Annotated in this window: 13 protein-coding genes; 5 read left to right on the top strand and 8 right to left on the bottom strand. The window is 46.4% G+C overall.

The annotated features are described in order from the left end of the window. Window positions 1-17 precede the first annotated feature (17 nt). From tsf to pdxH, 4 genes are all read left to right on the top strand, one after another. Window positions 18-866 carry a translation elongation factor Ts gene (tsf, locus tag ACX0G9_RS20465; RefSeq protein WP_459066809.1) on the top strand — a complete coding sequence of 283 codons (849 nt, stop codon included), beginning with the start codon at window positions 18-20 and terminating at the stop codon, window positions 864-866. Window positions 867-1,058: 192 nt separating this feature from the next. Further along, window positions 1,059-1,772: a UMP kinase gene (gene pyrH, locus ACX0G9_RS20460; protein WP_459066808.1), complete on the top strand. Its 714-nt coding sequence runs from the start codon at window positions 1,059-1,061 to the stop codon at window positions 1,770-1,772. Window positions 1,773-2,036: 264 nt separating this feature from the next. Beyond that, window positions 2,037-3,152 (top strand): hypothetical protein, encoded by a 1,116-nt coding sequence (locus ACX0G9_RS20455; protein WP_459066807.1) that lies wholly within the window; start codon window positions 2,037-2,039, stop codon window positions 3,150-3,152. Window positions 3,153-3,183: 31 nt separating this feature from the next. Then, a complete protein-coding gene (gene pdxH / locus ACX0G9_RS20450; RefSeq protein ID WP_459066806.1) occupies window positions 3,184-3,825 on the top strand; it encodes a pyridoxamine 5'-phosphate oxidase in 642 nt (213 codons plus the stop codon). A 136-nt stretch (window positions 3,826-3,961) separates the two neighbouring features. Here pdxH and ACX0G9_RS20445 read toward each other — a convergent pair whose 3' ends face one another. The 6 genes from ACX0G9_RS20445 to ACX0G9_RS20420 form a co-directional block, all read right to left on the bottom strand. Next, on the bottom strand, window positions 3,962-4,093 hold the full coding sequence (locus ACX0G9_RS20445) for a 30S ribosomal protein THX (protein WP_459066805.1): 132 nt from the start codon (window positions 4,091-4,093) through the stop codon (window positions 3,962-3,964). Window positions 4,094-4,194: 101 nt separating this feature from the next. Then, entirely contained in the window at window positions 4,195-4,578 is a 384-nt protein-coding gene (locus ACX0G9_RS20440; RefSeq protein WP_459066829.1) for an HU family DNA-binding protein, read from the bottom strand. A 266-nt stretch (window positions 4,579-4,844) separates the two neighbouring features. After that, window positions 4,845-5,153 (bottom strand): DUF4286 family protein, encoded by a 309-nt coding sequence (locus ACX0G9_RS20435; RefSeq protein ID WP_459066804.1) that lies wholly within the window; start codon window positions 5,151-5,153, stop codon window positions 4,845-4,847. Continuing rightward, window positions 5,134-6,414, bottom strand: a complete 1,281-nt coding sequence (locus ACX0G9_RS20430; RefSeq protein WP_459066803.1) for a hypothetical protein — start codon at window positions 6,412-6,414, stop codon at window positions 5,134-5,136. The genes ACX0G9_RS20435 and ACX0G9_RS20430 overlap by 20 nt, the downstream gene beginning before the upstream one ends. Further along, complete coding sequence (locus ACX0G9_RS20425) at window positions 6,392-8,797, bottom strand: DUF2339 domain-containing protein (RefSeq protein WP_459066802.1); 2,406 nt, start codon at window positions 8,795-8,797, stop codon at window positions 6,392-6,394. The genes ACX0G9_RS20430 and ACX0G9_RS20425 overlap by 23 nt, the downstream gene beginning before the upstream one ends. 67 nt (window positions 8,798-8,864) lie before the next feature. Beyond that, complete coding sequence (locus ACX0G9_RS20420; protein WP_459066801.1) at window positions 8,865-9,644, bottom strand: exodeoxyribonuclease III; 780 nt, start codon at window positions 9,642-9,644, stop codon at window positions 8,865-8,867. Between the two features lie 75 nt (window positions 9,645-9,719). Between ACX0G9_RS20420 and ACX0G9_RS20415 the strand changes: the two genes are divergently transcribed. Next, the gene (locus tag ACX0G9_RS20415; RefSeq protein WP_459066800.1) at window positions 9,720-10,451 is read left to right on the top strand and encodes an LOG family protein; all 732 of its coding nucleotides are present in this window, start codon (window positions 9,720-9,722) and stop codon (window positions 10,449-10,451) included. Window positions 10,452-10,474: 23 nt separating this feature from the next. On the opposite strand, the gene ACX0G9_RS20410 is transcribed toward ACX0G9_RS20415, so the two are convergent. Both ACX0G9_RS20410 and metH read right to left on the bottom strand, forming a co-directional pair. Continuing rightward, window positions 10,475-11,299, bottom strand: a complete 825-nt coding sequence (locus ACX0G9_RS20410; RefSeq protein ID WP_459066799.1) for a hypothetical protein — start codon at window positions 11,297-11,299, stop codon at window positions 10,475-10,477. A 136-nt stretch (window positions 11,300-11,435) separates the two neighbouring features. Next, a complete protein-coding gene (gene metH, locus ACX0G9_RS20405; RefSeq protein ID WP_459066798.1) occupies window positions 11,436-14,189 on the bottom strand; it encodes a methionine synthase in 2,754 nt (917 codons plus the stop codon). Window positions 14,190-14,212 lie beyond the last annotated feature (23 nt).

Raw genomic sequence — 14,212 nt, 5'->3', positions numbered from 1 at the left:
ACCTCAATTTATATTATATGTCAACTGCAACTATAACAGCAGCCGATATTAACAAGCTGCGCCAGACAACCGGCGCCGGGATGATGGATTGCCGCAAGGCATTGGTGGAAAGTGACGGTGATTTTGAAAAAGCCATCGACTACCTGCGTAAAAAAGGCCAGAAAGTGGCTGCCTTACGTAGCGACCGTGAAGCAAAGGAAGGGGTTATTATCGCAACGACCACACCCGATAATAAGACCGGTTATATCGTAACACTGGCCTGCGAAACTGATTTCGTGGCCAAGAACTCCGATTTCGTTGCTTTTGCACAGAGCATTGTGGGCGTAGCGCTGAAGAACAACCTGAAATCCCTGGAGGAGCTGTTGGCTTCCCAATTGGATGGAGCAACCGTATCGGACAAGATCAATGACCAGGTAGCCAAGATCGGCGAGAAGGTTCAACTGACCCGTTTTGAAAGGATCGATGCCGAAGGCGTTTCTGCTTATATTCATGGTTCCTACCGTATGGGTGTCCTGGTTGGATTGACCAAAAATTCGCCGGCTGTTCTCGATGCCGGCAAGGACCTGGCCATGCAGATTGCCGCCATGAATCCCGTTGCGGTTGATCCCGATGCCGTTCCTGCCGACGTGGTTGCCCGTGAAAAGGCGATCGTTACCGAGCAGATCAAGAATGACCCTAAGATGGCCGGCAAACCTGACGAAATGATCGATAAGATCGCCGTTGGCAAGCTGAATGCCTTTTTCAAGGAAAATACCTTAACGGCGCAGCCTTATGTAAAGGATGCTTCCAAAACTGTTGGGGATTACCTGAAGAGCGTGGATGCTGCCGTCAAGGTAATTCAATTCAGAAGGGTTCAGTTAGGATAATCGAACGCAGTTCCTGCAGGTGGGAGACCGGAACGGTCAACCCCTAATGGGTAAACAATAGTAAAATAGAGCGGGTCAGGAATATTCCTGACCCGCTTTTTTTAGGCCTTATTAAGTTTTCCTGCCGAATCGGCCCTCTTCCGGGAAAAAACCATTTTCTTTGCAAATCAATTAGAAACTATACATCTGAACATGGCGTCAACGTACAAAAGGATCCTACTCAAATTATCCGGTGAAGCATTAATGGGAGATAAGAGTTTTGGTTTTGATAATGCGGTTATTGCCCAATATGCGAAAGACATTAAAGGAATCGTCGATCTGGGGGTCCAGGTGGCGATCGTGATTGGCGGAGGTAACATTTACCGGGGCATGAACGAGGCGGAGACAGGTATTGAAAGAGCCCATGGAGATTATATGGGAATGCTGGCCACGGTGATCAACGGGATGGCCTTACAGGCAGGTCTCGAAAAGATCGGCGTGTTCACCCGCCTTCAGAGCGCCATAAAGATGGAACAGATCGCCGAACCTTATATCCGCCGCAGGGCCATCCGGCACGTTGAAAAAGGAAGAGTAGTGATCTTTGGCGCAGGAACGGGCAATCCTTATTTCACGACCGATACGGCGGGCTCCTTACGCGCCATCGAGATCAGCGCCGATGTTATTCTGAAAGGTACAAGAGTGGACGGCATCTATACCGCAGATCCGGAGAAAGACCCTACGGCTACCAAGTTCGATACGATCACTTTCCAGGAATGTATCTCCAAAAACCTCCGGGTAATGGACATGACTGCCTTTACGCTTTGTATGGAAAACTTACTACCCATTATTGTTTTTAATATGAACAAGCCCGGGAACCTGATGAAGGTTGTACAGGGGGAAAATGTCGGTACCCTGGTAAAGAATTGAAAGATTGAGGGTTACACATAGCGTTTCAAATAATTTGCATATCTGCCCAAAGCATAGTAATTTAATGGCTCAATAAGAACCCAAATGGGGCTTAACATCAGATTAGCCCCGTTTGGGTTCTTATCTGATGATCTGCCTGCCACCCTGAACGGTGGTTTTTTAGTGCTTCCCTCTCTGTATCGATTCCCTTGAAAAACGGTTATTTTATCTATCATCCCGGAAAGCCATTTTATAGTTATTTGGTAAAACCAGTTCCGAACCGTTATGAACACCTTAAACAATCTGGAAATAATTTTAGGATTTCAATTGACCATGGGCCTGCCCGAGATCATCATCTGCGAGCTGGGGGCGCTTATTTTAGGATTTACCATCCACTTTTTCTGGAACGCAAAAAAAGCGCTCCATATCAGCGACCCCACCCCTTCCACCGGTATCAGCGAGAATGATAACTGGAAGCTGAAGTATTACAATGATATGGACATGCAGGAACGATCGCAGCAGCAATTGCGCGATAAAGTGAGTCTGGCGCAGGAGAATGAACAGATCCTTACCATCGAACTGGAGGAGACCCGCAAGGAGATAGAGGACCTGCGCAGGGAGCTGGAAGAAACCCAGATAAAGCTGGAAGAGGCGGAATACAGTGCCATGCGTGCCCAGCCAGTCAGAGCAGAGATCCGGGAAGAAACAAATCCTGTGCTTGCCGTTCCGTTGCCGGCTGCTCATCCTGCCAACAATTACCTTTCTCAATTACAGTTTGCCCAGGAAAAACTGGTGGAACACAACAACAGCATCTATCGTCTGCTGGAACAAACCCAGCTATTAGGGGAGGCGGAACGGAAAAATCAGGAATTGCAGCGGCTGAATGAGGATCTGGGCGAACAGGTTCGCACTACGGGCCAAATGCTGGTCGAAAAAGAGAATGAGGTCAGTTATCTCCGTCACCAGCAAAAACTCACAGAAGAAATGAGTCTGCGCCTCGATAAGGCCTATGAAGAATACAATGGATTACAGGAAAAGCTGCTGAAGCTGCAGGCTTATCTTACCCAGCCCTATAAAAAAAGCGCCGATTACGAAGAATTAAGGGAGACCTACTTTAAACTGGGAAAAGAGCACGATGAGATGAAATTGAGGCAAATTGCCATGCGGGAAGAAAATCAGCGGTTGGCGAGAATATTGGCCGATACGGAGGAGAAGCTGAAAGAGTCGAATTTCCAGCGGGTTCAGTATCAGAAAAGGTCTGTTTTCCTGGAAGAGTTGAATCATGACTTGCAGGAAATAACCGAACACAATAAGAAAATAGAGAGCCAATTGCGCCGCGTAAGTGATATGGAGACCCTCCTGGAAAAAATAACGGGAACTGCCAATGCACAGGATGAGTGACCGGTGTCACTCTTTTTGGTAATTTTAGGACATGAATACGATCGCAGACATCCGCAAAGATTACAAACTGCAATCCCTTTCTGAAAAAGACGTCGCTGCCGAACCCATCGGTCAGTTCGGAAAATGGTGGGAAGAAGCTACCCGCTCGGGGATTGATGAAGTCAATGCTATGACCCTGGCTACCGCTTCCGGTGACGGAATGCCGGACGCCCGTATTGTGCTCCTCAAGGGGATGGATGAAAGGGGATTTACCTTTTTTACCAATTATCATAGTTCAAAGGGTCGTCAAATGCTGGAAAATCCCCGCGCCTCTTTGGTCTTTTTCTGGAAGGAGCTGGAAAGACAGGTCCGTATAAGCGGCCTGGTCGTACTGGTAAGCGAAAAGGAAAGCGACGACTATTACCATAGCAGGCCGGAAGGCAGCCGTATAGGGGCCTGGGCTTCGCCTCAGAGCGAAGTGATCGAAAACAGGACCTGGCTGGAATTGAACGAGGAAAAGATCCGATCCTCTTTTTCAGGGGGAACGATTGACCGGCCTCCGCATTGGGGAGGTTATCGCCTTAAGCCTACGCGGATCGAATTTTGGCAGGGTAGACCCAGTCGATTACATGACAGAATTCTCTACAGCCTGCAGGGAAATGGTACCTGGAGGGTACAAAGATTGGCCCCTTAGGAAGAAAAGCCTTGCCTTACGAAAGATTTTGATTTTACCTTTGAGGGAATGCTGTCCTTTTAAGCCGTCTTTATAAAAATAAAGAGCAAATAAAAAGATGACCGGACAAACGTATACGTCCGTCCGGTCACTTCTTTTACTTAGGTTCGCTCTTACCTGCTGCAGGAGCCGCTTTTGTGGCGGGCTTGACAGGATTAGCAGGGCGGCTCTTGCCGAATGACCCTTTGAATATCTTTCCTTTCTTGGTTTTCTTATCTCCTCTACCCATATGTGTTGCTTTAAATGTATCTGGTTAAAAAAGCCCCGGTACCTGCGCACGGATGCCCGGTAGCGGAGCTTTATGTCGATTATCGGGCCGGCGGCCTGGCGTTATAATTTTGCAGACAATTCTTTACCTGCTTTGAACTTAGCTACTTTCTTGGCTTTGATCTTGATAACAGCACCTGTCTGAGGATTACGTCCATTACGGGCGGCTCTCTTAGATACAGAAAAAGTACCGAAACCTACCAAGGTAACTTTACCGCCACCTTTTAATGTTTTGGTTACTGCTTCAACAAAAGAATCCAGGGAAGCGTTTGCCTGAGTTTTTGTAATGTCTGCATCATCGGCAATCTTTGCGATTAATTCAGCTTTGTTCATAGTGTAATATTTTATTTTATTAGCAGCAACAAATATACCCGCTTTTTGAATCCGACAAAATTTTTTTAGTTTTTTTAAAAAATGGGAGAAGTTGCGCCAAGCCGCGTGGGACAAGGATTTTAACAAAACGGCCCTCGTAATTATCCGATGCAAAATTTACGTTAAATCCGTGAAACGTAGAACGGTAGCATGTTTCACACCTTGGAGGCTGGAATCCTTACCAGTGAAGGCTTTGGAAAGAATTTACAACAAATTTTAATCTGACAAAATTTTTTTAATTCTTTTCCACAATTAGTGCACAAGTCATCCGTTAACAACAAATCCGTTAATAATACCTGGTTAACAAAATTGCCCGCAGGTTTCCTGGGCATAGCATTCAGCTAGACCTGACTCATTATTGTACGGAAAGCAATATAGCCGTCACCCCATTTTTCACGGGAACCCTGTTCCAGGGCCGGGGCGAATCTAACAACATAGTCCTCGTAACGTTCGAGCGTGCTGGTAACATACTGCACCACAAAGGTCGGCCCTTCCGCTTCATCCTGCTCCAGGAGACGGTAAAATTTATAATCATCGAATTGTTTGGTGGCTATTACGGCAGGAATGTTCTCCTCCAGCTCCCAGGCCAGCCAGTCTTCCAGGATATTCCAGCGCACTTTAACCGTGACATTATAAACGATCGTTCCCATCTTTATCTTTTTGTAAATCTTTTTGAGAAATAGCTTTCACCATTTTAATACTCAGGGAAATCAGCAATGCCAGGACCAATGCAATGATACACCATAACAGGGTTTGTGAATTATTTTTGGGTGCCGTGGTTATTGGTTTTACCGGGTTGAGCAAGGACAGGATGGGTCCGGAAAAGATCTCCTGAGGGTCCCTGGTAAGACTGTCCACAAAATATTTCAGATCGTATGCGGGCGGCACTGCCTTCGGATCCCCGGTCAGTACATGATAGCCGGAACCAGGCTGGAGATAGGCGAGTAGGTACAGGTTCAATTGTTCCGTTGCTGCTTTTTTAAGAAGCAGTGGTGTGTCATCTTCGTTGGTTATATCGATCAGCAGCCGGTTCGTTTTAACAAAAGGGAGAAGGAAAGTCGTGTTTGACGGATCGATGCTTATTTCTTTTATCGGCGCCCTTCCGTACATAGTACTGTCATAGATCCGCACATACCGCTTGTATAGGACAGGCCCCTGAATGGTAAGGCCGAGTCTGTCGATCCGGTAATTATCTCCATACTGAAGGGTAATATAGGAGTGTTTATTATTGCTATCCTTTTGATATAGGACAGGGTCCGGGATCTCCAGGTATTTTCCATTGGTAACACTATGGGTTGAAATACCGGCTTTCAGGACATTGATGGGTAACAATCCTTTGTCATCCAGGCTCATTTTAAAAAAGCGGTAATTGCTTGGCGGAAAAGAGATCGTTTGAATATAAAAAAGACTATTTATTTCCGGTGACGGACCGTCTTCCAATCCGATGTGTTCCCGGATCACAAACCATTTTTGTTTATCATCGCTCCCGCTAAAAGTGCAGGTGCGTCTGGCGCTTATATTACGGATAAAGAACAATAAAGAACTGACAGAAAGGGATGCCTCGTTCGCGATGACGATTTCCGTAATGCTGTCCTTGAATTTTTCATTGGAAAGGATGGGGAGTTCCCTGAATCCTTCTTTTGAAAGAACGGGCTGATCGTTTTTTAATACATAGGAGATAAATCGCCCCTGCTGGTCACCGATACGCAGATCTGCCAGATCTGCCCTGGATTTGGCTACCAATCCCGGCTGAAGGGTGATCTTATAAAAAGCAGCCTGCCTGATGGTATCCAGATTTGCCTGGTAGGAAAAATTGGACTGCGCATGGCCATGAACTGATGGAAACACAGCCAGACAAAGGACCAGGCCAAGATTCAGAGCGGTATTTTTATGGTTTGTTTTTTTCTTCATCCTCGATGATGATTTTTTTCAATCGTTGATACATAAAGGAAACTACCAGGAGTAATACCCCCAGGCAGAAAAAGGCAGCGATCTTTCCAGCGACGGGAATGTTAACGATATCGAACAGGAATAGTTTTAACAAAGTAACCGAAAATAATACCAGTGATATGATGCGCAGGGGTTTGAATTTGTGACGCATGCCCAGCCACATGAAGGCAAAAGAGCAGAGACCCCATAAGATGGGAAGGCCTGTTTTGAAATAAACGCGTTGTATATTTTCCAGGGGATTCGATCCTGAATAAAACAGCTGGTCGGTCAGCAGGTGGATCTCTGCACTGAGAAAGATCACTGCCAGGCTGCAGAGGATCCAGGCAGCAAGGGTGTCATCGATTTTTATTTTTTCAGTGCGCTGCAACCCGATCAGACGGTAAAGGAAACCTGCAATCAGCAGCGCCGAGATCCAATGAGCGAAAAAATGCACGTGGTAATGACCCTGTTCCAGCATATCCCGTTGAATTCCGAACGTACCTGGCAGGTACACCAGGTAAATGACGATACAGGCCGCTGACAAACCGGCTGTAAATTCATGGGGATACTTCCAATTCAAGCGACTGATCAACATGGTGATCGTGTAACTGAAAGTGAAAGTATAGAGTAACAGGTACAGCGCGGGTAAGTCGCTTCCGGGATAATGTGTAGTAAACTGGTAATTGATTTCCAGTGCACCGGTGATAAAGAGAAGCAGTATACCGGTTACGCTGAAAACAGACGGTGCCACCTCCCAACCCCCTAAAGGGGGAGTAATGCCTTTGAACCCCCCTCGGTCGTGTACTCCTTCTTCCTTTTCTACCTTAACTTTTTTCTGCGCGTCTTTTTTTCGCAGCAGGAACAAGGCAAAACTGGCAAGGGCCGTATACAGGCCGGTAATAAATCCTTTATTGAACAGTATCGTAAGAATTGTCCTGTGAGGATTTCCTCCTCCGGGAAGGAGAAGTTGCCCGTCACCGGTATAAACACTCGTCCAATCCATTAACAGGCTTACCAGCATAGCCAGCCAGATCAGGAAAGAAGCCAGCCTGATGATGGGAATGCGCGATTTGGTGAATAGCCAATATAACAGGACTGTCTCCGAAGCCCAGAAGAGGGTGATATAATGGCCGTGCAATTGAATCGGAGCTGTCAGCGAGACAAAACTAAGAGTGATGCCGATGAGCAGGTAGAGGATATTTGTATCTACCTTTTTCTTTCGAAAGAGGATATAAGAGGTCAGCAGATTGATCACTGCCATGGAAGCGCTGAACAATCCACGGTACTGACCCAGACCCATTTCATTGAGCAGATAGAGACCGACACCGAAATAAATACAGGTATTCAATAATAATATGCCGAAATCGGAAGCGATGAATTTTTTATTTTCTTTTATATTATGCGCAATATTGATCGGGAAGAATAAGGCATAAAAGATTGTGGCGAATATAAAACCGCCCCGGAGGGTTGAGGCGGGAGTATTATTGGGCAGTAAGAACATCCAGGTAACAAAAAGAAGAGATGTTAACAAAAATGCCAGCAAGTTCAGCAATCGCCAGGCCTTATGATAAGCAATAGCCAGCAGGCCGCTGTTGAGGATCAGCAAATAACCGAATAACACTTTATAATTACCGCTGCCATTGCTGACCAGAAAAGGCGCTAAAAAGCCTCCTGCCAGGGCAATGATGGCCAGTTCCTGCCGGTCGTACAGAATAGAAAGCAGTACGGCGAAAACCGTAATGACCAGCATGATGATAAAAGAAAGAGTTTGCCCAAACAAATGATATTGATGATAAGCCAGGGCAATGGTAAAATAGAAAATGGCCAGGCCTCCACCCACCAATATAGAGCTGAAAGCTTTATAACTATTTCGCAAATAGTGGGCAATACCGGCGAGGATGCCTCCGCATAACATTCCGACTGCGACCCGGCCAACGGGGCCGATCCAGTCATTATCGATAGCATACTTCACAAAATATCCGATGGCGAGGACCAGGATGGCGATCCCGATCTTGCTGACCAGGTTCTCCCCGATAAATTTTTCCAGGTCGGGGTGACGTTCGAAGAAACCAGGCTCAGGCGGCGGAGGGGGAACCGAAGGTCTGGAAATAACTGTTGTTGGTTTTGGGACAGATTCAAAAGATGGCAGTGACGGAACCTGCTCAACAGGAGGCTCTGGCTTAACTGGCTGACCGGAAGGCGTCGATGCATGGGGTTGTACCGGCACCTGCCCTTGTGTCTTGATCACCTGTTTCAGGTTTCTGATCTCCCTTTCCAGATCGTCCATGCGCCCGAGGGTTTTGGTCCGAAAGGAAACGATTAAAAAGATCAGGACGATAAAAAATAATACGACTAGGGTTTCCATATTCCGATTGTCCTGGTTAAGTAATAAAGATAGAAGGCGAAATCGGTAACAGGAAGACCGGGGTCATTTATTTTGTCTTCAGCTCCAGATAAATAGGGCAATGATCGCTTTGTTTGACATCCGGGTATATATCGGCGCTCAACAGGTCATTTTTGAGGCTGTCCGTTACGTTTATATAATCGATGCGCCAGCCTTTATTCTGTAACCTGACGCTGGGAAAACGCTGTGTCCACCAGGAATACCGATGCGGTTCCGGATGGAACTGGCGAAAGGCGTCCACCCAGCCATTGGCGATGAATTTATCCATCCATGCCCTTTCCTCCGGCAGAAAACCAGAGGAATTCTTATTCCCCTTAGGATCGTGGATATCTATTTCCTTATGTGCGATATTATAATCTCCGCAAAGAATAATTTTTGGATATTTTTTCTTCAGGTTTTCCAGGTAAACGGATAACTCATCGAGCCAGGTATATTTAAACGCCTGTCTTTCGTCTCCTGAACTGCCGGAAGGAAAATAGGCATTGATCAATCGGATATCACCGAAATCCAGTTGGATCACTCTTCCTTCATCGTCGCTGACTTTATGCCCGGTGCCATATTCAACGTGATCCGGTTTGATTTTGGTAAATACGGCCACGCCACTATAACCCTTCTTCTGGGCGGAGAACCAATAATCGTGAAAACCCAGATCGGTAAATAGCTTGTGATTGACATTGTCTTTTGCGGCCTTGGTTTCCTGGAGACATATGATATCGGCCGGGTCGGTTTGCAGCCATTCCATAAGGCCTTTATTCATCGCTGCGCGGATGCCGTTAACATTATAACTGATAATTCGAAGTGGTGGCATAATTTCTTTATATTAAATTTGGAACCGTAACCGAGAGCTAAGTTACAATTTGTCAATATACGAGCGTATGTAATTATGGAAAAAACAGAGAAGATCGTACCCGCAAAGGAACCGGTATACCTTGAAGGGCCAAGAAGCAGGTTATATGAACTGGGCTTCGCCTGGAAACTGTTCAGGGAGTTTATTAAAGGATTCCGCAGCCTTCATTTTGTCGGACCCTGTATCACCGTATTCGGTTCGGCACGTTTTAAAGAGGACCACCCTCATTACGTATCGGCGCGGGAATTCGGAAGACAAATTGCGGCCATGGGTCTTACCACACTGACAGGGGGAGGCCCCGGGATCATGGAAGCGGCCAACAGAGGAGCATTTGAACAAGGCGGCCAATCTGTCGGTTGTAATATCAAACTACCTTTTGAGCAGAAACCCAACCCCTATGTACAGACTTCGATCACCTTCGAACATTTTTTTATCCGGAAGGTAATGATGGTAAAATATTCCTATGCCTTTATCATCATGCCGGGAGGCTTTGGGACCATGGATGAATTTTTTGAGACCTTGACGCTGGTGCAGACCAAGACATTGACCCAGTTCCCCATTGTATTGTTCGGAAAAGAATACTACCGTGAATTATGGGAGTACATGGAATATATGTCAAAGGAGGAAACGATCTCCAAAGAAGACCTGTCCCTGGTTTTGCTGACAGATAGTATCCCGGAAGCGATGGAACATATCAATACGTTTATCAGCAAAAATTACCAACGACGGCCTCCGAAAAGGGATTGGTGGTTATTTGAAAAGAAATAACCTGCTTTGCCTTACGGGCGGGATCAGTTTTTCTTATAGGTGGGAAAGTTTAGACCAAGACTCAGGATCATCTGATAAGAACCAAAAGCCTGTTTAGCTTTGCCTTCATATACATTCAGATTGGAATAACGGGCATAATCAAGCTTGTTGCTGTATTCCAGGAATACATATTTGAAGAAGGTGGCTCTGAGCACCCCTTCGGCTCCGGTATTCCAACCGCCGAATTGAAAACCGGGGTCATTGGCCTTGCCGAAAAAGCTGTTATCCACATGGGGAATAACAGGACCTACCCCAAACTTACCATAGAAATCCAGCTTGAACTTTTTATCGTTGGTCTTATAAACATGCCAGCGTTTGGTGATATTGAAGAGCAGGAAATTTGCACCGTTATTCAGGTAATAATAAAACCCGTTCGCTTCATTGAAGGCAACGGTGCTGTCTACCTGACGATGATTGAGGGTGCCTTTGATGCGGGCATTTTGATCGGAAAAGATGAACTTGGTGTGGTCGAAATTGATCTCGAAACCCAATCCTTTTTCTTCATTAAAAAGGAAACCAAGACGGTAATTATATTGAGGAATGGTGAGCGGTTTTCCGAACAGGCCTTCATCCCAGCCTGGATGATCGTGACCTTTAATGCTTTTAAAGGTATAATCATTTCCCAGGGATGGCTGGGAAATATGGACATTGCTACTGGTATACCATTCGGTATTATACCCCCAGGAAAAATAGAACTCCTTTATAAAAGGCTTCTTTTTCTTTTGGGAAAAGGCAAAAAAGGGAAGGAAAAGAATTGCCGTTAATGCTAAGATCGTTCGATGACGAATGCCGTTCTGAAAATGTCTCATAAATTCCTGTGCACTGTTCAAAAATAAATTCCGTTTGCGGTGCAAATTTAGCTAAAATCGGAGTAACTCCCTTACATTAACATTTCAGAAGGAAATTCCTTCCAAACGCCTTCGTTATTGGAGAAAACCCATTTATTTATACATCATACTCCAATACAGGTCTCAGCCATCTTTCCACCTCTTCGATAGGCATCTTTTTGCGAACGGTATAGTCTTCTACCTGGTCTTTTTCGATCTTACCCACCCCGAAATATTTGCTTTCCGGATGCGCAAAATACCAGCCGGATACGGCAGATGCCGGGAACATAGCCAAAGATTCCGTAAGGATAATGCCTGTCTGCCTGGTCGCATCGAGCATACTGAACAATTTGAACTTTTCGGTATGATCAGGGCAAGCCGGATAACCCGGTGCAGGACGTATCCCCATATATTCTTCCCCGATCAGCTGTTCATTGGTAAGATGCTCCTGCGAGACATAGCCCCAATATTCTTTGCGCACTTTTTCATGCAGCAGTTCGGTAAAGGCTTCGGCCAGCCTGTCGGCCAGAGCCTGCAACATGATCTTGTTGTAATCATCGTAACCGGCTTCGAAACGTTTGATATGCGGCTCGATACCATGGATAGAAACGGCAAAGGCGCCAATATGATCCTGCTTGCCGGTAGTTTCCGGAGCAATAAAGTCTGCCAGCGATATATTCGGTTGCCCAGGGGCTTTTTTGATCTGCTGACGCAGGCATTCGAGATGTACGACACCCTCGCTGCCCGTAAGATCGGAGGATCCGGTAGTTCCTCCGGTCCGGACGATCACCGTGTCTTTTCCATCGGAATTGGCAGGCCAGAATCCGATTACTGCGCGTGGCGTCAGCCATTTTTCACGAACGATCTGCGATAGCAGGGCCCGGGCATCATTGTATAATTTAGTAGCCTCGATCCCCACTTTTTCATCCTTCAGGATCTGGGGGAATTTCCCATGTAATTCCCAGGCGATGAAAAATGGCGCCCAGTCGATATAGGGCACTATTTCAGCCAGGTCATAATCCTGAAACGCTTTCGTTCCGGTAAAGCCTGGCGCAACCGGCGAAAAAGAATCCCAGTTTATGGAAACCTTATTCTTTTGTGCAGCCGGAAAGGACAGGTATTGTTTGGCGGATTTTTTATTGGCAAAATCTTCCTTGAGCTTCCGGTATTCTTCCTTGATTCCTTTCAGGAATCCGGGTTTCTGTTCTTTGTTCAACAGAGCCCCTGCTACGGTTACACTGCGGGATGCATCAAGCACGTGTACGACACCATGATCGAACTCCTGCGCAATCTTTACCGCCGTATGCATACGGGAGGTGGTAGCCCCTCCGATGATCAGGGGAAGATGAAAATCCTGCCGTTTCATTTCCCGGGCCACATGGACCATTTCGTCCAGGGAGGGGGTGATCAACCCGCTGAGCCCGATAATATCTACCTTTTCCCGTCTGGCTGTTTCAAGGATCTTATCGGCGGGGACCATTACACCGAGGTCGATAATATCATAACCATTACAACCCAATACGACACCGACAATATTTTTTCCGATATCATGTACATCTCCTTTTACGGTTGCCAGTAATATTTTTGCGGCTCCGGCCCCTTCTTCATTTTTGGTACCTGCCTTTTCATGCGCAAGACGCCTTTCTTCCTTTTCTTTTTCAATAAAAGGCGTAAGGACGGCTACGGATTTTTTCATCACCCGGGCGCTCTTTACTACCTGCGGCAGGAACATCTTGCCGCTGCCGAACAGATCCCCGACCACATTCATGCCGGCCATAAGAGGCCCTTCGATGACATCCAGCGGTTTGGGATATTTTATCCTGGCCTCTTCCGTATCTGCATCGATATAATCCGTAATACCATTTACCAGGGCATGTTTCAGCCGGTCTTCCACTGGCCCTTTGCGCCAGGCCTCGTCTTTTACCTCTACTTTTCCTTTGGCTTTAACCGTTTCTGCAAAAGCCAGCAATTTATCGGTGCCTTCCGGATCACGGTTAAGGATGACATCCTCGCAAAGATTCCTGAAATTGGGTTCGATCTCATCATAAACGACCAGTTGTCCGGCATTCACGATACCCATATCCATACCCGCTTTAATGGCATGATACAGAAAAACGCTGTGCATGGCTTCCCGCACCGTGTCATTGCCCCGGAAAGAAAAGGACATATTACTGACGCCACCGCTGATGCGCGTTAACGGCATTTTTTGTTTGATCTCTTTGATCGCCTCGATGAAATCTACGGCGTAGTTGTTGTGTTCTTCGATCCCGGTGGCTATGGCAAAGATATTCGGGTCGAAAATGATGTCTTCCGGATCGTAGCCCACCTGTTCGGTCAGGATCTTATAGGCCCTTTCGCTGATGTCTACTTTTTTGCGAAGGGTATCCGCCTGTCCGTTCTCATCGAAGGCCATGACAATGACGGCAGCCCCGAAGCTCTTACAAAGAATAGCCTGTTCGATGAATTTTTCCTCCCCTTCTTTCAGGGAGATGGAGTTGACGATACATTTACCCTGAACGCATTTGAGACCTGCCTGTATGATCGAGAACTTGGAGGAGTCGATCATGATGGGGATCTTCGCAATATCCGGTTCGGCCTGCAGAAGATTAAGATAGGTCTGCATAGCTTTTTCTCCATCCAGCAGGGCATCGTCCATATTCACATCGAGAACCTGCGCTCCGCTCTCTACCTGTTGACGGGCAACACTAAGCGCTTCTTCGTATTTATTATCCCGGATAAGCCGGGCAAATTTCTTCGAGCCTGTTACATTAGTACGTTCGCCTACATTCACAAAATTCGTTTCCGGTCGTATGACCAGCGGTTCCAGGCCTGCTAAACGTAAAAAAGGTTTAATCGTATTTGGTGCTGACATCTTTATCTTATTAATCTCTTCTT

This window comes from Flavitalea flava (assembly GCF_054461575.1).
This window is presented reverse-complemented; position numbering and strand designations above follow the sequence as displayed.

Coding starts and splice junctions, on each gene's coding strand:
- tsf (WP_459066809.1), top strand. CDS start 18: ATGTCAACTGCAACTATAACAGCAGCCGATATTAACAAGCTGCGCCAG.
- pyrH (WP_459066808.1), top strand. CDS start 1,059: ATGGCGTCAACGTACAAAAGGATCCTACTCAAATTATCCGGTGAAGCA.
- ACX0G9_RS20455 (WP_459066807.1), top strand. CDS start 2,037: ATGAACACCTTAAACAATCTGGAAATAATTTTAGGATTTCAATTGACC.
- pdxH (WP_459066806.1), top strand. CDS start 3,184: ATGAATACGATCGCAGACATCCGCAAAGATTACAAACTGCAATCCCTT.
- ACX0G9_RS20445 (WP_459066805.1), bottom strand. CDS start 4,093: ATGGGTAGAGGAGATAAGAAAACCAAGAAAGGAAAGATATTCAAAGGG.
- ACX0G9_RS20435 (WP_459066804.1), bottom strand. CDS start 5,153: ATGGGAACGATCGTTTATAATGTCACGGTTAAAGTGCGCTGGAATATC.
- ACX0G9_RS20430 (WP_459066803.1), bottom strand. CDS start 6,414: ATGAAGAAAAAAACAAACCATAAAAATACCGCTCTGAATCTTGGCCTG.
- ACX0G9_RS20425 (WP_459066802.1), bottom strand. CDS start 8,797: ATGGAAACCCTAGTCGTATTATTTTTTATCGTCCTGATCTTTTTAATC.
- ACX0G9_RS20420 (WP_459066801.1), bottom strand. CDS start 9,644: ATGCCACCACTTCGAATTATCAGTTATAATGTTAACGGCATCCGCGCA.
- ACX0G9_RS20415 (WP_459066800.1), top strand. CDS start 9,720: ATGGAAAAAACAGAGAAGATCGTACCCGCAAAGGAACCGGTATACCTT.
- ACX0G9_RS20410 (WP_459066799.1), bottom strand. CDS start 11,299: ATGAGACATTTTCAGAACGGCATTCGTCATCGAACGATCTTAGCATTA.
- metH (WP_459066798.1), bottom strand. CDS start 14,189: ATGTCAGCACCAAATACGATTAAACCTTTTTTACGTTTAGCAGGCCTG.